The sequence below is a fragment of the Ralstonia sp. A12 genome (assembly GCF_000801955.1).
In the GTDB taxonomy this organism is placed as follows: domain Bacteria; phylum Pseudomonadota; class Gammaproteobacteria; order Burkholderiales; family Burkholderiaceae; genus Ralstonia.
This window is the reverse complement of record NZ_JSZO01000007.1, coordinates 36,348-57,139: the sequence shown is the minus strand read 5'-3', so window position 1 is coordinate 57,139 and position 20,792 is coordinate 36,348. Positions and strand designations below refer to the sequence as shown.

19 protein-coding genes are annotated in these 20,792 nt (G+C 60.8%); 13 read left to right on the top strand and 6 right to left on the bottom strand.

From position 1 onward, the window contains the following. The first annotated feature begins 74 nt into the window (after positions 1-74). The 4 genes from PI87_RS10335 (at position 75) to PI87_RS10320 (ending at position 3,523) form a co-directional block, all read left to right on the top strand. Positions 75-818 (top strand): TetR/AcrR family transcriptional regulator, encoded by a 744-nt coding sequence (locus PI87_RS10335; RefSeq protein ID WP_052321478.1) that lies wholly within the window; start codon positions 75-77, stop codon positions 816-818. A 95-nt stretch (positions 819-913) separates the two neighbouring features. Further along, positions 914-1,564, top strand: coding sequence for a protein-L-isoaspartate O-methyltransferase family protein (locus PI87_RS10330; protein WP_039597627.1), 651 nt, complete (start codon positions 914-916; stop codon positions 1,562-1,564). Positions 1,565-1,591: 27 nt separating this feature from the next. Next, the gene (locus PI87_RS10325) at positions 1,592-1,924 is read left to right on the top strand and encodes a rhodanese-like domain-containing protein (RefSeq protein WP_039597626.1); all 333 of its coding nucleotides are present in this window, start codon (positions 1,592-1,594) and stop codon (positions 1,922-1,924) included. Positions 1,925-2,041: 117 nt separating this feature from the next. Next, positions 2,042-3,523, top strand: coding sequence for a TolC family outer membrane protein (locus PI87_RS10320; RefSeq protein ID WP_039597625.1), 1,482 nt, complete (start codon positions 2,042-2,044; stop codon positions 3,521-3,523). Here PI87_RS10320 and PI87_RS10315 read toward each other — a convergent pair whose 3' ends face one another. The 4 genes from PI87_RS10315 to PI87_RS10300 form a co-directional block, all read right to left on the bottom strand. Beyond that, positions 3,524-4,258 carry an META domain-containing protein gene (locus PI87_RS10315; RefSeq protein ID WP_052321477.1) on the bottom strand — a complete coding sequence of 245 codons (735 nt, stop codon included), beginning with the start codon at positions 4,256-4,258 and terminating at the stop codon, positions 3,524-3,526. A gap of 112 nt (positions 4,259-4,370) precedes the next feature. Beyond that, entirely contained in the window at positions 4,371-5,696 is a 1,326-nt protein-coding gene (gene waaA, locus PI87_RS10310; RefSeq protein WP_039597624.1) for a lipid IV(A) 3-deoxy-D-manno-octulosonic acid transferase, read from the bottom strand. Further along, positions 5,696-6,694: a lipopolysaccharide heptosyltransferase I gene (waaC, locus tag PI87_RS10305; protein ID WP_039597623.1), complete on the bottom strand. Its 999-nt coding sequence runs from the start codon at positions 6,692-6,694 to the stop codon at positions 5,696-5,698. Before waaC ends, waaA begins: the two co-directional genes overlap by 1 nt. 43 nt (positions 6,695-6,737) lie before the next feature. After that, positions 6,738-8,126, bottom strand: a complete 1,389-nt coding sequence (locus PI87_RS10300; protein WP_039597622.1) for a phosphomannomutase/phosphoglucomutase — start codon at positions 8,124-8,126, stop codon at positions 6,738-6,740. A 183-nt stretch (positions 8,127-8,309) separates the two neighbouring features. Between PI87_RS10300 and wecB the strand changes: the two genes are divergently transcribed. From wecB to PI87_RS10265, 7 genes are all read left to right on the top strand, one after another. Next, positions 8,310-9,434 (top strand): non-hydrolyzing UDP-N-acetylglucosamine 2-epimerase, encoded by a 1,125-nt coding sequence (gene wecB, locus PI87_RS10295; protein ID WP_039597621.1) that lies wholly within the window; start codon positions 8,310-8,312, stop codon positions 9,432-9,434. Positions 9,435-9,438: 4 nt separating this feature from the next. Beyond that, positions 9,439-10,740 carry an oligosaccharide flippase family protein gene (locus PI87_RS10290; RefSeq protein ID WP_039597620.1) on the top strand — a complete coding sequence of 434 codons (1,302 nt, stop codon included), beginning with the start codon at positions 9,439-9,441 and terminating at the stop codon, positions 10,738-10,740. After that, complete coding sequence (locus PI87_RS10285; protein ID WP_039597619.1) at positions 10,737-11,420, top strand: glycosyltransferase family 32 protein; 684 nt, start codon at positions 10,737-10,739, stop codon at positions 11,418-11,420. Before PI87_RS10290 ends, PI87_RS10285 begins: the two co-directional genes overlap by 4 nt. Next, positions 11,417-12,550, top strand: coding sequence for a glycosyltransferase family 4 protein (locus PI87_RS10280; protein ID WP_039597618.1), 1,134 nt, complete (start codon positions 11,417-11,419; stop codon positions 12,548-12,550). Before PI87_RS10285 ends, PI87_RS10280 begins: the two co-directional genes overlap by 4 nt. Positions 12,551-12,630: 80 nt before the next feature. Next, positions 12,631-13,869: an exopolysaccharide biosynthesis polyprenyl glycosylphosphotransferase gene (locus PI87_RS10275; protein ID WP_084209926.1), complete on the top strand. Its 1,239-nt coding sequence runs from the start codon at positions 12,631-12,633 to the stop codon at positions 13,867-13,869. Between the two features lie 40 nt (positions 13,870-13,909). Further along, on the top strand, positions 13,910-14,674 hold the full coding sequence (locus PI87_RS10270; protein WP_052321475.1) for a glycosyltransferase family 2 protein: 765 nt from the start codon (positions 13,910-13,912) through the stop codon (positions 14,672-14,674). A 156-nt stretch (positions 14,675-14,830) separates the two neighbouring features. Then, a complete protein-coding gene (locus PI87_RS10265; RefSeq protein WP_157003108.1) occupies positions 14,831-15,691 on the top strand; it encodes a hypothetical protein in 861 nt (286 codons plus the stop codon). 169 nt (positions 15,692-15,860) lie between these two features. Here PI87_RS10265 and rfaD read toward each other — a convergent pair whose 3' ends face one another. Both rfaD and rfaE1 read right to left on the bottom strand, forming a co-directional pair. Then, the gene (gene rfaD, locus PI87_RS10260) at positions 15,861-16,868 is read right to left on the bottom strand and encodes an ADP-glyceromanno-heptose 6-epimerase (protein ID WP_039597615.1); all 1,008 of its coding nucleotides are present in this window, start codon (positions 16,866-16,868) and stop codon (positions 15,861-15,863) included. Position 16,869: 1 nt separating this feature from the next. Beyond that, a complete protein-coding gene (gene rfaE1, locus PI87_RS10255) occupies positions 16,870-17,802 on the bottom strand; it encodes a D-glycero-beta-D-manno-heptose-7-phosphate kinase (protein WP_232313980.1) in 933 nt (310 codons plus the stop codon). A gap of 557 nt (positions 17,803-18,359) precedes the next feature. Between rfaE1 and PI87_RS10250 the strand changes: the two genes are divergently transcribed. Further along, a complete protein-coding gene (locus tag PI87_RS10250; protein WP_198139543.1) occupies positions 18,360-19,811 on the top strand; it encodes a mannose-1-phosphate guanylyltransferase/mannose-6-phosphate isomerase in 1,452 nt (483 codons plus the stop codon). Next, on the top strand, positions 19,812-20,792 hold the full coding sequence (gene fcl, locus PI87_RS10245; protein WP_039597614.1) for a GDP-L-fucose synthase: 981 nt from the start codon (positions 19,812-19,814) through the stop codon (positions 20,790-20,792).

Genomic DNA, 20,792 nt, shown 5'->3' with positions numbered 1-20,792 from the left:
ATGACCGGAAAGTAAGTTATCTGCGAGTCAGCGACCAATGTGCGCTGACTCACACCATTTTTGCAGTTGCCGCCGTGACCGATCGAGATACCGAGTCTTCCGCCAAACGCTGGACCCGCCGCAAGGAAGCCCGCCCACAGGAGTTGGTGGCAGCGGCGCTCAACCTGTTCGTGGCGCGCGGCTATGCGGCCACGCGACTGGAAGACGTGGCCTCGGCGGCTGGCGTGTCCAAGGGCACGGTCTACCTGTATTTCGCGAACAAGGAAGAGCTGTTCAAGGCGGTGGTGCAGGAAAACCTGCTGCCCGCGCTGGCCGAGGGCGAGTCCCTAATCGACACGTTTGAAGGCACCACCGAGGCACTGCTGCACGAAATCCTGATGGGCTGGTGGGAGCTGATCGGCGAATCGCCGGCCTCGGGCCTGACCAAGCTGCTGATGGCCGAATCGGGCAATTTCCCCGATCTGGCGCAGTACTACAACGAAGAGGTCATCGAGCGCTGCGACCGCCTGTTCGCGCGCATCCTGACGCGCGGCGTGGCCCGTGGTGAGTTCCGCGAAACCGATGTGGACTTGACCACGCTGGCGCTGACCGCCCCGATGCTCTTCCTGATGATGTGGAAACACTCGTTCGGCCCTTGTGCCTCCAAGGTGCTGGAGCCGAAGGCGTTCATCACGCATGTGGTGGCGCTGGTGCTGCATGGCCTGTTGCGCAGTCCGGTGCCCGGCGCCGTGATCCCGCCGCCACCTCCGCTCACTGCACAACCCTGGCGCACCCTGCCTGATATCCATGGTGACTCCAACGGGGGCACCAAGTCATGACGTTCTCTGCCGGAATGTCCTCCGGACTTGCTAAAATGCCGGGTTTCTCGTCAAACCCTCATTCGCTTCACTCGCTCCGCGCGGAAGGCATGCCCATGGACATCGAAAAATCCCGGTTCAACATGATCGAGCAACAAATCCGTCCGTGGGACGTGCTCGATACCGACGTGCTCGACCTGCTGGCCGTCGTCAAACGTGAACACTACGTGCCCGAGGCTTATCGCGCACTGGCGTTCGTCGACATGGAAATCCCGCTGGCTGGCGGCCAGAACATGCTGGCCCCGCGCGTGGAAGCCCGCGTGCTGCAAGAGCTGGCCGTGCGCAAGCATGAAGACGTGCTGGAAATCGGCGCGGGCTCGGGCTACATGGCCGCCCTGCTGGCCCACCGCGGCCGCCAAGTCACCACGCTGGACATCGTGCCCGAGCTGATCGCCTTCGCTCGCGACAACCTCACGCGCAACGGTGTGACCAACGTCGACGTGGTCGAAGCCAGCGGCGCGCAAGGCTGGGGCCAGGACCTGTACGACGTGATCTGCGTGTCGGCCTCGGTGCCGGCTGTGCCGGAAGCGCTGCTCAAACAGCTCAAGGTGGGTGGCCGCCTGGCGATCTTCGTGGGTGGCGCGCCGGTCATGGAAGCGCAGCTCATCACACGCATCTCCAACACCGAATACCAGACGCGCAATCTGTTCGAGACTTACGTGACGCCGCTGGTGGGCGCGCAAGCACCGTCGCAATTCCGCTTCTGATCCACCACCCGGCTCTCCCCAATCATCATGCAACAGCTCGCTCCCTCCGCCCTCGCCCAATGGCTCGCCGACGCATCGCGCGCGAAGCCCGTCCTGCTCGACGTGCGTTGGACTGAAGAGGTGGAGATCTGCGCCCTGCCTGGCATCACACACATTCCGATGAATGAGATCCAGACACGCGCCGGCGAGCTGCAAGCTGACCAAGACATCGTCTGCATCTGCCACCACGGCGGACGCAGCGCGCAGGTTGCGCAGTTTCTGATCACGCATGCCGGCTTTGATCCGGCCCGTGTCTACAACCTGCAAGGCGGCGTCCATGCCTGGGCCAACCAGGTAGACCCGCAGATGGCGACGTACTGATTGGGGAAGCCGCCGCCGGGCACGAGAACCAACTGAGCCCGCTCACGCTCCGACTCGCGTGAACAGGTTCTGACACGCCCGCGCTGCCTTCCGACGTTTTCCTCGTTCGGGGGCTTTATGCGTATTGCTTGCATTGGCCGCGCGCGGTTTGCCGTGCGCGGTTCGCTTGTTGTGCTGTGCTGTTCGATCGCGCCGCTAATGGCGTGGGCCCAAACGCCCGCGCCGGAAAGTCAGAATGTGCCGGCTGCGACCGATCTTCTCTCCGCTTACCGCGCCGCGCTGGCCAACGATCCGCAGTTCGCATCGGCTCGCGCGCAATCGCTCGCGCAACACGAGAAGCTCACGCAAGGCCGCGCCGGCTTGTTGCCGCAGATTGGCGGCGCATGGAGTTCGACGCGCATCATCTTTGATCAGAAGGCACCGGTCGAATTCAACAAAACCTTCTCGTCGACAGGCTGGACGCTTTCGCTCTCGCAGCCGCTGTTCCGCTGGGACCGCTGGGAGACCTACAAGCAAGGCGAGATTGCCGCACAAGCCGCCGAAGCTTCGCTCGCGCAAGCGCAGCTTGATCTCATGACACGCACGGCACAGGCCTACTTTGACGTGCTCAACGCGCAGGACACGCTGCAGCTCGCCACCGCGCAGCGCGACGCCATCCAGCAGCAGTACGAGCAGGCGCGCCGCAACTTCGATGTCGGCAACGCGAACATCACCGATGCCAACGACGCGCAAGCACGTCGCGATGCCATCGACGCGACCGTCATTGCCGCGCGCAGTGACCTGGAGGTCAAACAATCCGCGCTCATGCAAATCGTCGGCGAGCCCGTCGGTACGCTGGCGGGCGTGCGCACAGGCGTGGCGCTGCCGCAACCGGAACCGGCCGCCTCCGAGCCATGGGTGGACCAGGCGCGCAGCAGTAACCTGCAAGTCGCACTGGCCCAGTACAACCTCCAGAGCGCCGAGCGCGATGTGAAGAAGGCCAATGCCGGCCACCTGCCCTCCGTCGATCTGGTGGCGCAAACAGGTCACACCAACGCGAGCGGCAACCAATACATTCCGTCGCTGCCGGGCGGTGCGCGCTTTGATAGCTCGCAGATCGGCGTGCAGGTGTCGATTCCGATCTTCGCGGGCGGCGCAATTCAGTCGCGCGTGCGCGAGAACATCGCGCTGGAAACCAAGGCCGCGAGCGACCTTGAATACGCCCGCCGCGCTGCCGAACAAGGCGCACGGCAAGCGTATATCGGCGTGATTGCAGGGTTGGCGCAAGTGAAGGCACTGGAAGCGGCCGAGCTGTCGGCACGCACGGCCTACGACTCCAACCAACTCGCCTATGGCGTGGGCGTGCGCATCGGCACCGACGTGCTGAATGCGCAGGCGCAACTGTTCCAGGCGCGGCGTGACCTGGCCCGCGCGCGCTACGACACCATCCTCAATGGCTTGCGGCTGAAGTCCGCCGCCGGCTCGCTCAACGAGGCCGACGTGATTCAGGTGAACACGCTGCTCACGGCCAACGGCTCGAGCGACATCACCGCCTTGCCGACGCGCGCCACCAGGCCCGTCTCGGCAAAGGCGGCGCCCGCCAAACCCACCAAGCGCTGATCAGTGGTTCTGGCCGCTCGGTGATGATGCCGGTGCCGGCGCAGACGTCGGCGTCGACAGTGGCCGCTCTGCAAACTGCAGCAGCGCGCCGCTGGCGGTCTTCCAGATCACCTGGCGACCCTGACGCCCCGAAGCTGACGGCTGCATGCCAACCGTCGCCAGCGGCGATTTCAATGCTTCCAGAAGCGCGCTCTCGAGTTCCATACGCGCTGGGTCACATGCCATGCGCGTTGTCACCAGGTTGCCGAAACGCATGCCCGAGACGAGCTTCTCGTACGGCCCGGTGAAGCGGTTGCAGCCTGCGTAGCCTGATGCAACGCCGTTGGCAGCTTCCAAACCTGCGCTGAATTCAATGGAGATCGGCTGCGCGGCCGGATCCGCGCCCTCATCTTCAGCCGAGGGCAGATCCTTGGGTGCAGCGCCCGGCTCTTGCCAACGCACCAGCACGAAGCGCGAACGGCCTTCGCCTTGCGCCTGGGTCAATGTGGCCTGGCCGGGGTTGGGCGTAGCGCTGGCGGGTGCAGGCTTGGCCTCAGGCGTCGATGCAGCTTGCGCGACGGGGGCGGAGGCCGCGATGCTTGCTGCTGCCGTTGCGGGCTTGCTAGTGGGCGCGGGCGTCATGCAGCCGGCACCGATGATGGTGGCTGCTGTCAGCACGGCCAGGGCCGCCGCCGTCAGCACCACGCGGCGCGGCGTCTGCAGCAGACTTGGCTTGGGACGATTCGATTGAGACATGAACGGGTCGTGAACGGTGACGAATGCAAACTACAGCAAACTGCGCAAAGAGCCGTTAGTCTGCGCTGCGCGGATTGAGTTCGCAGTTTTCGTGCCGAACATGGCTTGCGCGTTACAGCGTCGGCAATACGAGCGACGCCACAGCCTCTACCGTGCGCGCTGTCGCCCCACCGTGCGTGGCGGCAAAGGCCAACGCGGCGCGTGATGCGGCCTCGCGCGCATCGGCGTCAGACAGCCACGTATCGATCACGCGCATCACCGCTGCCGCATCGTCCACCTGCACACAGGCACCTGCGGCCACGGCATCGCGGGTGGCCTGCGCAAAGTTGAACGTGTGCGGGCCGATGACCACCGGGGTCCCGACAGCGCATGCCTCGATCAGGTTCTGCCCACCCAACGGCAACAGGCTACCGCCAATGAATGCGGCTTCTGCGGCGGCGTAGTACAGCGCCATCTCGCCCATCGAATCACCGAGCAGAACATCCGCTTCGGCTAAACCGGCGTCGTTCACCATACCTGCAGCCGACACCGTCATTGCGCTGCGACGCGCAACACGCAAGCCTGTGCGTTCTGCAAGCTGCGCCACTTCATCAAAGCGCTGTGGATGGCGCGGTACGAGAATCAACAGCGGGTGCCGACGCCCAACGTGCTGTGCGCGATGCGCCTGCCATGCTTCCAGCAGCAGCACCTCTTCGCCTTCGCGCGTGCTGGCGGCCACCCAGGCCACACGTCCATTAGGCCCGTGCAGGGCTTCACGCAACACGCGGCCCGCCATGATCTGGTCGACGTGCGGCGTGATGTCGAACTTCAGGTTGCCCGTCACACGCACACGCGGCACGCCGAGCGAGCGGTAGCGGTCGGCATCGTCCGGTGTCTGCGCCAGCACAGCGGCCAGTTGCGCGTACGTCTGCCGTGCGGCCTCGCCCAGACGTGCGGTACGGCGATGGCTGCGTGCCGACAGGCGCCCGTTGACGAGCACCATCGGTACGCCGGCAGCGTATGCACGCTCGATCAGCACGGGCCAGATCTCGGTCTCCATCAACAAGCCGAGACGCGGCTGGAAGTGGCGCAGGAAACGGTCGACAGCGCCGGTCAGGTCATACGGCAGATATGCCTGAATGACGCGGCCATTGCGCTGCGCCGCGAACTCGGCACCCGTGCGGCGGCCAGTCGGCGTCATGTGTGTGAGCAGCACGGCATGGTGCGGAAAGCGCGCGAGCAACGCATCGATGAGCGGCTGTGCGGCGCGCGTCTCGCCCACGGACACGGCATGCACCCACAACAATGGGCGATCGGGATTCGCGCGCGAGGGATACAAACCAAGCCGCTCGCCAACATGCTGGCGATAGCCGGGCTCCTTGCGGCCACGCCACCACAGGCGCAGCAGTGCGAGAGGCAGCGCAATGCGCCACAGCAGGCGATACAGGAAGCGCAGCATCAGAGCACACCCAGCGCGCGCAGCGCATCGAGCGCTTGGGCGCTGGTGGGATGGGCCTCGGCGCTGCCGAGGTCATGCACATTGGGCGTCCAGTAGCCGCCCGTGCGCCACGAGGTCGTGAAGTTGTAGAGCGCCACCGTCGGCTTGCACAGCGCGGCGGCAATATGCACGAGCCCCGTGTCCACGCCCACCACAGCCGTCGCCTGATTGAGGAACGCCGTCACATCCGGCAGCGACATGCGCGGCGGAATCACGACGCGCCCCACCGTGCCCGGCACGGCTGCAATGATGGCTTCGCGGATGGCCTCGCTGGTGCGGCGCTCGGTCTCGCTGCCCCACGGCAGCGCGATGGCGTAGTCGCGCGCTAGCAGCTCGCGTGCAACGTCGACCCAAGCGGCCTGCGGCCAGCCCTTGTCCGCACGCGAGGTCGCATGCACCAAGGCAACGTATGGACGCGGCATCGCAAACGGCAATTCCGTCGACGGCTGCAGACCAAAATCAATTGACTCGGGCAACGTGTAACCGAGCGCCTCGGCCACCATGCGGCGCGAGCGCTCGACCACGTGTACGCGCGACTCCATCTCGATCTTGCGCTGGTAGAACAGCTTGGCGAGCGGCTCGTAGCCGGCGCCATCGGTGCGGTTACCGAAACCCGCAACGAAGCCGCTCGGTGTCAGCTTGGCCTGGGCCGCAACCAGCGCAGTCTTGATGAGACCTTGCGCATCGAGCACCACGTCGTACGACTTGGCGCGCAACGCACGGCGGAAGGCCGCCATCTCGCTCCACGTCTTTCCGGAGCCCAGCGACTTGCGCCAGCGGCGCAGCGCAAACGGAATCACGCCCTGCACGCCACGCACGATACGCACGATGCCGGCAAAACCCTCTTCGACCACCCAGTCGATCTCGGCATCCGGATGCGCGCGCAGAATATCGGCCACGACCGGCGTGCAATGCACCACATCGCCAAGCGACGACACCTTGACGATCAGCACACGCATGCCGTCACCCTTTCCCCCAACTTCATGAGTACGGACCGTGCGATCAGAACGGCAGTTGCGCGTCCGGCTTCTCAGCCAGGATCACGCGGCGGAATTCGCTCTGGATGCGTGCCATGGCGACATCGTTGTCGGCCTCGAAACGCATCACCACCACCGGTGTGGTGTTGGAGGGGCGCGCCAGGCCAAAGCCGTCTTCATATTCCACGCGCACACCGTCGATGCGGTTGACTTCCTTCGCGCCCGCAAACGTGGCATTGGCCTTGATCTTGTCGAGCAGCGTGAAGGCTTCACCCTCGGCGCATTTCAGTTGCAGCTCCGGCGTGCAATTGGAGTTGGGCAACGCGTTGAGCGCGGCGCTCGGGTCTGCGAGGCGCGAGACGATCTCCAGCAGACGCGCGCCCGTGTAAAGGCCGTCATCAAAGCCGTACCAGCGGTCCTTGAAGAAGATGTGGCCGCTCATCTCACCGGCCAGCGGCGCGCCGGTTTCCTTCAGCTTGGCCTTGACCAACGAATGGCCAGTCTTCCACATCGTTGCCTTGCCACCGTGTTCGCGAATGAAGGGCGCCAGCTTGCCCGTGCACTTCACATCGAAGATGATCTCGCCGCCCGGATTGCGCGACAGCACTTCCTGCGCAAACAGCATCAGTTGACGATCGGGGAAGATCACCTGGCCATCTTTGGTGACCACGCCCAGGCGGTCGCCATCGCCATCAAAGGCGAGGCCGAGCTCGCAATCGGTGGTCTGCAGCGTGCGCACAAGGTCCTGCAGGTTCTCGACATGCGCCGGGTCCGGATGGTGGTTCGGGAAGTGGCCGTCCACCTCGCAGAACAGCTCCGTCACGTCACAGCCCATCGCGCGGAAAAGCTCCGGCGCAAAGGCGCCCGCCACGCCGTTGCCGCAGTCCACGGCAATCTTCATCGGGCGGCTCAGCTTGACGTCCGACACGATACGGTCGATGTACTGTTGGCGGATACCCACCTGAACGTAGCTGCCCGCACCTTCAGTGAAGTCACCCTGCTCGATGCACGTGCGCAGCGCTTGAATCTGTTCACCGTAGATGGCCTGGCCCGCCAGCACCATCTTGAAACCGTTGTAGTCGGGCGGATTGTGGCTACCGGTGACCATCACGCCTGAGGTGGCACGACGACCCGCCAGTTCAATGTTGGTGCCGAAGTAGACCATCGGCGTGGCAACCAGGCCCAGGTCGATCACATCGACGCCGCTTGCGCGCAGGCCGTCTGCCAGCGCTGCCAGCAATTCTGGGCCCGACAGGCGGCCATCGCGGCCGATCACCACGGCGGATTCACCCTTGGCGCGTGCTGCAGAACCGAAGGCTTGGCCGATCAGGCGTGCGGTTTCGGCATCAACGGTTTTTCCGACGATGCCGCGGATGTCGTAGGCTTTGAAGATGGTGGGGTTGATGCTGCGCATGGGAGTGTCTAAAAGAATATTCAACGTTGTCGATTGTAAACGCTGTGCTGGATCAACTCGGCCGATCACCTCAGAAGCGTCCTGAGCGCCTCATCTCGACGCCCGTCGACGATATAATTAAAGGCTGGCCGCAAGCAACAATCGGCCATCACAGATCCGTCGCCACTAAACCATCCCGGCCCGATGAAAAGAATTCTCCTTGTGTTCGGAACACGGCCGGAAGCCATCAAGATGGCGCCGGTCTATCAAGCATTGCGTGCCGCGTCGCAGTTTGACGTGCGCGTCTGCGTAACAGCACAGCATCGCCATATGCTCGATCAAGTGCTGGGCGTTTTCGGAATCTCGCCGGAATACGATCTGGATCTGATGCAGCCCAATCAAAGCCTGACGGACCTGACCTGCAATGTGCTGCAAGGACTGCGGCCTGTTCTTGCCGACCATCGCCCACATGCTGTGTTGGTACATGGCGACACGACGACCTCGATGGCCGCCTCGCTGGCCGCGTTCTATGAACGCGTCACAGTCGCACACGTCGAAGCAGGGTTGCGCACCCACCATCGCTACTCTCCCTGGCCAGAAGAGAAAAATCGCCACATCACTGGAACACTCGCCACCTGGCACTTCGCCCCGACCAGTCAAAGCCGGGACAACCTGCTCAAGGAAGGCATTTCCACCCACGATATCTGGGTGACTGGCAACACTGTCATTGATGCGCTCCTCCAGGTAAGCGACAGACTGAAGACAGACAAGGCGTTGCGCCAGCAAATGGAAACACGCTTCCAGTTTCTCAACCCCGACCGCCGCTTGCTGCTGGTGACAGGGCATCGCCGGGAAAATTTCGGCGACGGCATCCGCAGTATCTGCCTGGCGCTACAAGAACTGTCCACGCGTGACGACATCGAGATTGTCTACCCGGTCCACCTGAACCCGAACATTCGCAAACCCGTGGAGTCGCTGCTGGCGGGCCGTCCGCGCGTTCACTTAATCGAACCAGTCGGATACATGGAGTTCGTCTACCTGCTCAACCGCGCCCACGTGGTGCTGACCGATAGCGGCGGCATCCAAGAAGAAGCCCCCGCTCTCAGGAAACCCGTGTTGGTGATGCGTGACACCACCGAACGCCCGGAGGCGCTCGCCACCGGCGTGGCGCGGCTGGTCGGCACCGACCATTCAAACCTGTACGCGGAAGTCAGCCGGCTATACGAAGACACAGTCGCGTATTCGTCAATGACTGCAGCCAACAATCCCTATGGTGATGGGCTTGCCGGGCAACGCATTGCCAATGTGCTGATCCAGAAACTGCACTGAGCCCATGCCTACGCTGCGCATACTTTCTCGCCCGCTGGTTGCCAGATTGGTTGCCGGCACGCTCTGGAATCTCTGGGCAAATGTGGTGTACCGGGGGGTTGCACTGACACTTTCGGTCTATCTTGCCCACACGCTGACTAGCGCGCAGTTTGCGGACTTCAACACGCTACAGAATGCGTTGACCACGCTGTTCACCATTGCCTCCATGGGGCTGGGTCTCGCTGCTACCCGTTATACCGCGGAACTCGCCGAATCCAACAGAGCTCGTTGCGGCGAGGTGCTCTCCGGCATTCTGCTGGGCAGTGTCGCCTTCAGTGCAATCCTTGCCCTGATGCTCTGCATATTCAGCGCCCGCATTGCCGATATGCTGCTCAAGGACAACGCGAAGTACGGGCAGATCCTGTTGCTCAGCGGGCTCCTGATCGTCACGGTCCTGGTCAGCGTACAAGCTGGCATGCTTGCGGGGCTGCAGGCATTCAAAACCTTCGCGTTAGTTCAAACAGGAACTGGTGCGGTCAGCCTTGGCATCCAACTGCTGGCCGCGCGCGCGAGCACGTTCTCGATATTCCTTGTTGCTTGGCTGTTGGGCAGCATGCTGGTCGCGATTGCCAACCAGGTTACGCTTTCGCGTTTGTTGAACGCGCGCGGCATATCTCTGCACCTGACTGGCGCTTGGCGAGCACTGCGCAGCATCGCAAGTTTCTTCTTGCCAGCGTCGGCGGTCACGCTCGTCGTGTTTCCCGCGCATACGGCCGCACTGATGCTGCTGAACTCGGTTGGTCGCGATCCGATACAGGTCAGTTGGTTCCAGACCGGCTTGCTGTGGACTCAACTAATCGCCTTCGTTCCAACGGCATTGGCCGGCACGCTCCTCCCCATGCTAACCGAACTGATGCGACGCGATGGCGGCCCGGCCATGATCGCCTGGGCGCGCAGGGGGGCCCTCCCAGTACTGGCTGTTGTCACAACACTGTGTGCAGCGTTTGCGTTGGCCGCGCCCTGGATTGCCCTGCTGTATGGCCCTAAGTTCGAAAACGCAGCAAACCTGTTTCGCATTGCTGCGCTGATTGGGTTCTTCTTTTCGATCAACGGTTTGCTGGGTAACCTCATTACGACACTCAGCGCCATGCGAGCAGCCGTGGCATGTAGCACAACGTGGACATTGGCCTATGTTGGCCTAGCCGCTCTTGCCGGCAGATTCCATGGCGCCTACGGCATGCTGGCGTGCTGCCTTGCCGCCTATGTCGTTCACTTTGCAGCGCTTACTTTGGTTACCCGTAAGCTAGCCCAGCGCTCTATAGCATGATTCCCAAGATCGCCCACTACTGCTGGTTTGGTGGCGCGCCCAAGAGTGCGCTGATCAAGCAATGCATGGCCTCATGGCACGCCCATCTTCCTGACTATGAGTTCGTGGAATGGAACGAACATCGCTTTGACGTGAACTCGAATCTCTATGTCAAGCAAGCGTACGCAGCACGCAAGTGGGCTTTTGTCTCAGACTATGTGCGACTGCATGCCATCGCCGAGCATGGCGGCATTTACCTGGATACGGATGTCGAGATATTTCGGTCCCTGGACCGGTTTCTCGGGCACGGTGCCTTTACCGGGTTCGAGAACTACAAGGGAACACTGTCACCGATCACGGCGGTCATGGGTGCGAAACCACATCACACGTGGATTCGCGAACTGCTTGGTGACTACGATCAGGCGGCCTTTCTATCGACTGAGAACAACGCGGCCTCACTCTATACAAACACACGCCGAATCAGCACCAATCTGGTCGATCACTACGGCGTGCGCATCGACGACACCCTGCAAGTGGTCGGCGATGACCTGCACATCTATCCAAGCCACATCTTCTGCAACTATCGGCCTGGGTCTTACAGCATGCATCACTTCAATGGCAGCTGGATCCCTTGGCAATACAAGCTGCGCGCATGGTTGAAAGGCGCCCTCCTAGCGCCCGTGCAGAAGCTGCGCTCATGACCAGCCCTGATACCGGACGCCTGCGCGTAGCCTACGTCATCACCGAGAGCGAGATCGGGGGAGCCCAGACACATGTACGCGACCTCTACCGCGGCCTGCGCGATCGTATCGATGGCACACTGATCGCCGGAGGCAATGGGCCCTTGCTATCGGAGATGTCACAGCTCGGCGCGCACATCATTCACGTCGATGCCCTGGACAACTCGCTCTCCCCGATCCATCTTTTCCATACTATCCAGCGCGTCATTGATGCACTACGCGCGGCCCCACCTGACCTCATCCATGCACACAGCGCCAAAGGCGGCGCCGTCGCGCGTATCGCAGGCGCGCGCCTGGGGATACCGGTCGTCTATACCGTGCACGGTTTTGGCTTCAAAGCCGCAGCACCGTGGCGTCGACGCTGGGCGTCCAGATTGGCAGAGTTCGCGCTGGCGCCCTGGACCGCACAAATGATCTGCGTTTCTAGTGCGGAGGCACGTATGGCCTTTGCGCTACCGATCAAACGCTCGCGCATCCATGTCATCCTTAATGGCGTCGCCGACATCGGACAACGCAGCCAACCGTCGTCTGTCGTAACCAAAGTCGTCATGACAGCACGGCTCGCCAGCCCTAAACGTCCCGACGTACTCATTGATGCCGCCGTGGATGGGGCACTCCCCGCAGGTGCGCATGTAGCTCTGGTCGGAGATGGGCCACAGCGCGACGCACTCGAACACCAGGCGCTCACGAAGGGCTCACCCGTGCAGTTCATGGGCAACGTCGACGACGTACCTGGTGTACTCGCTTCGGCCCAACTATTTGTGCTGTTCTCAGATCACGAGGGGCTGCCAATCTCCATCTTAGAGGCCATGCGCTCAGGCTTGCCGATCCTCGCCAGCAACCTGCCAGGGATTCGCGAGCAAGTTGTCCATGGTGAATCGGGTTGGCTGGTGGATCATCACGACAAGGCTGCAGTCCGCGCAGCGCTGCAGATGTTGAGTAACGACGCGGAATGTCGGAAAGCCCTCGGCAGCAATGCACGGCAACGATACGAAATGCTGTTCGACGTGTCGGCAATGGTGGAGCAGACCTACTCGGTCTATCAGCAGGTGGTCCGCCTCCCATCCTTGCGACCACAAAGTTCACAATAGGCGTTTTGTTTTACGCAATGAACCATCTCTCACGCATGTTCCATGCTTCCGGATCCGAGACTGCTAGGCGACGGAGTAGGATGTTTGGTTGGGCACTCGCCGGCCACTTCGTCATCGCTGCCAACCTAGCCGTCTCGGCACTCGCCCACAGCCTGGGGTGGGTGACACCTGTGTTTGCACAAACCGTACTGTGGTCGGTCCTCCCCTATTGGCTGTCATTCATGCTATTGGACAACACGCTGCATATTCCATCGATCGAGGGGAACAGCATCGTCGTGACAGTCACGCTGGTTCCGTTCATCTTTCTCCTAGTGCTCTTTGCGATGTTCCACCTGGAGTACTCGCGCGGCGCCGTCGTGCTTGGATACCTGACAACCTTGTTATGGGTACTCAAAGGGTATCGCCGCTTTGTCAAGGACTACGTGCCAGTCTATGGCTACAGCAACGACGCCGATCTGGCTCAGCTGAAACGCCTGCTCCATGCTACTGGCCCACGCGGCAAGCCGTCAGCGTGTACGTTTCGCAAGCTTGAATCACTCGACGGCGCAGTCGGCTGCGACGGCCTGCTGGTCGATCGATTCTCCGCATCCGACCCGGAGCGCACCCGCACGCTCGCACACCTCAAACTCAGCCACGTCCGCATCTACTCCATCGAAAAGCTGTCCGAGCTGCTGACAGGCCGCGTGGGACTGTCCCATATCGATGACAATTTCCTCGATGATTACGCCGATCACTATTTCTACAATCTGATCAAGCGTGCGGCCGACATCGTGTCCGTTCTGGTGCTAACCCCAGTTGCCCTTCCCCTTTCGTTGCTGGTCGCCTTGGCGATCCGGCTGGAATCGCCCGGGGCCGCAATCTTCAAGCAGGTTCGTTCGGGCTTGAATGGCATGCCCTTCACGATCTACAAGTTCCGCAGTATGACCGCAACCGGGGAAGCAACACCTCAATTTGCCGCGCATGCGGATCCGCGCGTCACAGCGGTCGGTCGCCTGATCCGCAGATGTCGCCTGGATGAGCTCCCGCAGCTCTGGAACGTGCTAAAAGGCGATATGAGCATGATCGGACCTCGCCCAGAACAGGTGCCGATGGTCAAGCAATTCTCGGACACCATCCCCTTCTACCCCTATCGGCACTTAGTCCGTCCAGGCCTGTCCGGGTGGGCGCAGGTGCAGCAAGGCTATGTCAGCAATGAAGAGGGAACCGTTACGAAGCTCAGCTATGACCTGTACTACGTCAAACACTGCTCACTCGCGCTTGACCTGCTCATCGGCGCAAAGACGATCCACACGATCCTAACGGGGTTCGGTGCGCGCTAAGGAGCCCCTCGACCCTGGACCAAGCGACCCATCGATAGCCATGTCATTCGCACAAACCGACACCCCTCCGCTGGTCTCCGTCCTACTCTGCGCACACAATGCCGAGGCGCATATCAGCGAGGCGATCGAGAGCATTCTGTCGCAATCGCACGTGCAGTTGGAATGCATCATCATCGAGAACGGCTCCACCGATCGCACCTGGGAAATCATCCAAGGCTACGCGGACTCACGACTACGTGCCTTTCAAACCAACATCGCGCAGTTGCCGTTCAACCTCAACTACGCCCTGATGCACGCGCGTGGCGAATACATCGCGCGCATGGACGCTGACGACGTGGCACACCCAGAACGTCTGAGAAAGCAGGTGAATTTCTTGGTCGCCAATCCCGACATTGGTGTAGTAGGCAGCTGGTTCGAGCGTTTTGGAGAGAACCCTGGGATGTGTTCGTTGCCCATTGACGACGCCTCGATCCGTCGCTCCCTGCCGTTTCGCCTTGCGCTGTGCCATCCCAGCATCATGATGCGCCGGGATGTGTTGCTTAGTGCACGCGGTTACGAGGGCATTCGGCACTGCGAAGACCTTGATCTCTGGCTCAGGCTGATGCGCGACCGTACGATCAAGTTTGCCAACTTGCCTGAGTCGCTCCTACGGTATCGCGTTCATCCCGGGCAATCCAAGGGCCACCGTGAAGGCTATTACGGCGCGAGTGGAATCCTGCTGAAAGAGGCCTTGATCCAACGCTCGCTGAAGCTGTGGGTGGCTGCTGGGCTGAGCCTGATCAAGGGTTTGCTGCGAAGCAAATGAAGTACGCACCCTTCAGTGATTTGCTGCACTACGCCTCGTAATTTGTCATCAGGAAGTAGCGGCGGCGGCTCCACCGCGACTGCCGACACAAGAGCGCAAAGCGGGGCCCGACAAAAGGCACGCTACAATTGCACCCAAGTTATTAGAAGATTGCTTATGCCGATCCTCGACTCCGATACACCCCCCTCCATCCCGACCCCTGCACGCCTTCTGGTGAAATCATCCAAAACTCTTCTGCTGGCCGGTATCGTCGGAACCCTTGTAGGGCTGGGAGCCTCTCAAGTTGTTCATCCACGCTGGACAGGCAAGATGACCGTTGTGCTTGGGCAGCTTTCCGCGCCGGACGCAAAAGGCGTGCTCGTTCCGCAACTGCTCGAGAACCAACTGACCGCCGCGGAGCGTTACAACCAACCGAGCTTTCGCGTTGAGGTACTGAACACGCTGGGGCTTCCCAGCCCGAACTCAGGAAATCGAGATGCCCAGCTGATCTTTGACTCGCTAAAGGCGATGGCAGGACGCGCACCCAATGTGATTAACGTGCAGGTCTCAGCCTATTCACGTGAATCCGCCGGCGCGGCCTTGGATGCCGCCCTTAAGACGTTCTCGAGCAAACACCGCAAGCTCTTCGATCAGGCAACCGACAATCTAAAGAACAGTCTGTCGACCGCACAAAGCAATCTTGCAGAGGCGCAGCAGGATCACACCCAAACCAAAGGGATCCTGAAATCGCTAACCACCGCACAAGCAAGCACCATAGGCAACAGCGCCCGAGACCTCCTGGTGTCCAATACAGCAACAATGCTCAACGGTCAGATTCTGGATTTGCAGCAACAGGTCGCCGTTTATCAGGATGCGCTCAGCCCCATGCGCAGCTACCCGACTGAAGCGATGGGGCCGGCGTATGTTCCGGAATCACCAAGCACGCCCGGTGCACCGATCCTTGGCGCGGCCGGTGCGCTGCTAGGCCTGCTGGTAGGTGCTGGCTTGGTGCTTCGCAAAGTCACTGCAACGGCTTAGCACCGGCAACAATTGACACGACATCCGACTGTGGATGAACGTGCGTGCGCCGCCATGAAGTAACGGCTAGCCTGCAGATCGCCCCCAACGCAGAGTTTGGGGGTGCAGCCGAATAAGCACGACCAAACGGCTTTCAAACGCCACCGCTGGCACCACCCACAACCAGTGATCAACCCTGGGTGCGCAGCCAGCGCACGTAGCGCGAAACTCCCTCGCCTACCGTGTAGAACGGTGCTGAGTAGCCTCCGTCTTGGCGCAAACGGTCGATGTTCGCCTGCGTGAAGCATTGATATTTGCCACGCAGCGCGTCAGGGAACGGAATGTATTCGATCAACCCCTCGCTCACCAATGCTTCAAGCGGCAGCGGTGCCTCACCGATCTCTTCACGCAGTGTATTAATCACAGCAACGGCGATGTCATTGAACGGCTGTGCATGCCCAGTGCCCAGGTTGAATATCCCGCTGCGCTCGGGGTGATCAAAGAAATGTAGGTTGACCCTCACCACATCCTCAACCGATACAAAGTCTCGACTCTGCGTGCCTGCTGCGTATCCGTTGTACTCGCCAAATAGCTTGACGCGGCCATGGGCGCGAAACTCGTTGAAATTGTGGAATGCCACCGACGCCATTCGCCCCTTGTGCGCCTCACGCGGTCCATACACGTTGAAGTAGCGAAAACCCGCCACCTGACTCGGTAGTTTGCCGCCAGCATCACGCATGGCGCGACGCACGATCTGATCGAACAACAGTTTCGAGTAGCCGTACACGTTGAGCGGCCGCTCATGCTCACGCACCTCAACAAACGCTTCCGAAGCACCATATGTTGCGGCCGAAGAAGCGTACAGAAATGGCACTGCCTGCGCCAGACAAGCCTCGAACAACGCCCGCGTGTAGCGAAAGTTGTTCTCCATCATGTAGCGGCCATCCGTCTCCATCGTGTCAGAACAGGCCCCCTCGTGAAAAATCGCCCGCACGCGGCCAAATTCACGGCGCTGCAGACGCGCGACGAAATCAGTCTTATCGAGATAATCACTGATCTCGCAATCCACCAGATTTCTAAACTTATCCGCGCGAGTAAGATTGTCGACCGCCACGATGTCCGTCTCACCGCGCTCGTTCAACGCCTTGACAATATTGGCGCCGACGAAGCCCGCGGCACCGGTAACGACAATGGTCATGTCAATTCAGGAAAAGTTCGCCATAGCTTACGGTCGCCGTACCCAATTTACCGACCACGATACTGCCAGCCCGATTGGCCAGCACTACCGCGTTGGGCAATGACAAACCTGCCCCCAAGGAAGCAGCGAGTGTCGCGATAACGGTATCGCCAGCACCAGACACATCAAACACCTCACGCGCCTGTGCGGGCACGTGTAGCACACCGGTATCCGCGAATAAGCTCATGCCCTCTTCCGATCGCGTGAGCAACAGTGCCTCGAGCTGAAGATCCGCTCGCAGCCTCTGCGCCCGCTCTGTGAGATCACTCTCCGTGTGCCATCGCCCCACGACCTGCTGCAGCTCGGCTCGGTTGGGTGTCAGAATGCTTGCGCCACGATAGCGGGTGTAGTCACTGCCCTTGGGATCGACCAACACTCGCTTGCCAGCCCTCCGTGCGGCACTGATCATCGGCTGCACGTGGGTTAGGCCGCCCTTTGCATAGTCCGACAGCAGCACAACATCGTATTGCGCGATCAGTTGCTTGTAACGATCGAGCACGGCCAGCAGTACTTCATGAGTCGGCAGATTCTCAAAATCAACGCGCAGCAGTTGCTGCTGCCGCGACACAATGCGCAACTTGATCGTCGTCGACAGGGTGTCATCCCGCGCGACGAATGCCATCACACCATTGGATTCAAGCAGCTCAGCGACGCGATTACCCGGCTCATCCTGGCCAAGCACGCAAAGCAGCCCGGTCTGGGCCCCAAGAGCAGTGGCATTCAATGCCACATTGGCAGCGCCACCCAGCCTCTCCTCATCTCGCTTGACATGAACCACGGGCACCGGCGCCTCTGGCGAAATGCGATCGACGTCCCCAAACCAGTAGCGGTCAAGCATGACATCCCCCACGACCAGCACGCGCGACTTGCCGAGTGCCTCACGACTCAACGTCATCGGCGCTTGCGCCACCTGAGGCACCGAGTTGACCAAACTCATCCAGCTTCTCCTTCAAAGAACCCCGTGAAAGCCTCGGGCCTGCCCCACGACGGTAGAGGTACTCGGGCTGCCATTTCAAAAACAGTGTCACTTGGACACGCTACCCCGCCAAGCGCGCGCATACAACGCGCAAGCCGCGTGCAAAACGGGAGCAAGGAGCCCCTGCTCCACAACCGCTCGCGCAGTGCAAGAAAACCAGAGTGATATGTCCGAACCATCAGGGCCAACACAACTCGATGGCGGGCAGGAAAGCCGCTCGCAGCGGGCGTTCCAGGCTGACATGTATCGGCTTGCCGCCCCACATTTACACGGGGACTCCAACGTAGAAGCCGGCTGCCAAGTAGAATTTTTATATTATAGTGCCGTTTTGGGCAGCCCCCCCCCGGCACAATGAGTTGTGTCGGCTCTCGGTGCCCTCCGTTAAATGGAGCAACACCCAAAGGGTTGCCATAAGTGGGCGTCTTTCGGATACTCCGCGCTCCGCCACATCCCTCCAGCCTTCTGAAGTTCGCATTGTGACGTTCGACGCAAACAATCTGGATACACAAGACATCACACCCGTCGTGCTTTGCGGGGGCGCAGGCACTCGGCTATGGCCACTATCACGCCAGCACTTTCCAAAACAGTTCGCGCCGATCATTGGTGACAAGAGCCTGCTTCGGCTGACGCTTGAACGAGTCATGCGGCTCAATGCCTCGGGCCATTGCGACGTCATCTGTGTGGCGTCTGAAACCCACCGCTTCTTGGTCGCGGAAGCACTGGATCAAAGCGGCGTCGAAGGCACAGTGCTTCTGGAGCCCGTGGCACGCAATACCGCTGCAGCGATGACGCTTGCAGCGCTGCACACCAGACCCGAAACCATCCTCCTGTTCTGCCCAGCAGATCATTACATTCCCGACACGACCGCTTTCGCCACCATGGCGCGCAACGCCAGCCTTGAGCTCGACGACCGCGTCATCATCACATTTGGCGTCATGCCGACCGCACCCAGTACGGCGTACGGTTATATCGAAATGGGAGTAGCAGAGGGACAACATGCAGCACGCCCGGTATCACGCTTCATCGAGAAGCCGGACGTAACGCGCGCCCACCAGCTCATCACTCAAGGAAACGTATTGTGGAATGCCGGCATCTTCCTGTGCCGCGCCAGTGCTCTGTTAAGCGCCATGCAGCAGCATGCGCCCGATATCCTCGAGCAATGCCGACAGTCGATGCAAAATACGACGGTGGACAAGCGCTTCGTGCGCCCTGACAAGGACGTCTTCTCAGCCTGCCGATCCGAAAGCATTGACTATGCCGTCATGGAGCATCACGCCAACATACGCGTCGCGCCATTCAACGGCATTTGGAGTGATGTTGGTAGTTGGAATGCAGTCGCTGACCTTACTACCGCTGACGCTCAGGGTAATCGCGTCGAGGGCGACGGCCATTTTGTTCATGCAAGCAACACCTACATTCATGCCCCCTGCCGGCCGGTGGTGGCACTTGGCACCCAAAACCTGATCATTGTTGACACCCCCGACGCTGTACTGGTCACGACACGCGAACACGTCGAGCAAGTGAAGCACGTCGTAGCAGAGCTGGATCGAAAGGGTCGCCCACATGTTTTCTTGCACCGCAAAGTCGCTCGCCCATGGGGCTGGTACGACTCGGTCGACGCGGGCGACCGCTTCCAGGTCAAACGCATCTGCGTCAAACCGGGGGCAAGCCTAAGCTTGCAGAAGCATCATCATCGCGCCGAACATTGGATCGTCGTCAAAGGCACCGCTGAGGTGACACGGGGCAAGGAAACGTTCCTGCTGACTGAAGATCAGTCGACGTACATCCCCATCGGCGAGCTTCATCGCCTACACAATCCGGGCAGAACCACACTCGAGATGATTGAGGTGCAGTCAGGCTCCTATCTGGGCGAGGACGATATTGTCCGCCTGGAGGACTCCTACGGCCGCACCACGGAGAACAATTGAATGACTGCACAGCCAAAGATTTTCGTAGCAGGCCATCGCGGCATGGTTGGCTCCGCCATCGTACGCACCCTGCGCGCGCAAGGTCAGGACAATATCGTCACACGCACGCACGCTGAGCTGGATCTCACCGACCAAGCAGCCGTGCGGACGTTTATGCAGGCTGAGCGGCCGAACCAGGTTTATCTCGCGGCAGCGAAGGTGGGGGGCATTCACGCCAATAACACCTATCCCGCCGAATTCATCTATGCGAATCTGATGATGGAGGCCAACGTCATTCACGAAGCCTTTACCGTCGGGGTCAAGCAACTCCTGCTACTGGGTTCCAGCTGTATCTACCCCAAGCTCGCCCCCCAGCCGATGACGGAATCTGCGCTTCTCACGGGAACGCTTGAACCAACCAACGAGCCTTACGCTATCGCCAAGATCGCGGGCATCAAACTCTGCGAGAGCTATAACCGCCAGTACGGCACGTCCCATGGCATTGATTACCGCAGCGTGATGCCGACCAATCTCTATGGCCCGGGGGACAACTATCACCCTGAGAATAGCCACGTCATACCCGCTATGTTGCGGCGCTTCCATGTGGCCAAGCTGGAGGGCGCACCATCGGTTGCGATCTGGGGCACAGGAACACCACGGCGCGAGTTTCTTTATGTGGACGATATGGCAGCAGCCTCAGTACACGTAATGAACCTGGAAAAGTCCACGTACGACTCCCACACGTCGCCGATGCAAAGCCACCTGAACGTCGGCTATGGCGAAGACCTGACGATTGCAGCACTCGCAGAACTGATCCGTCGTGTGGTGGGTTACCAAGGCGATATCGTTTTCGATACGAGCAAACCGGACGGCACACCTCGCAAGCTAATGGATAGCACCCGCCTTGCGTCGCTCGGCTGGCACGCTCAGGTCCCGCTTGAAGACGGGCTGCGTCACGCATATGCGGATTTCGTGCGGAATACGTCAACGGCCAGCAACTGA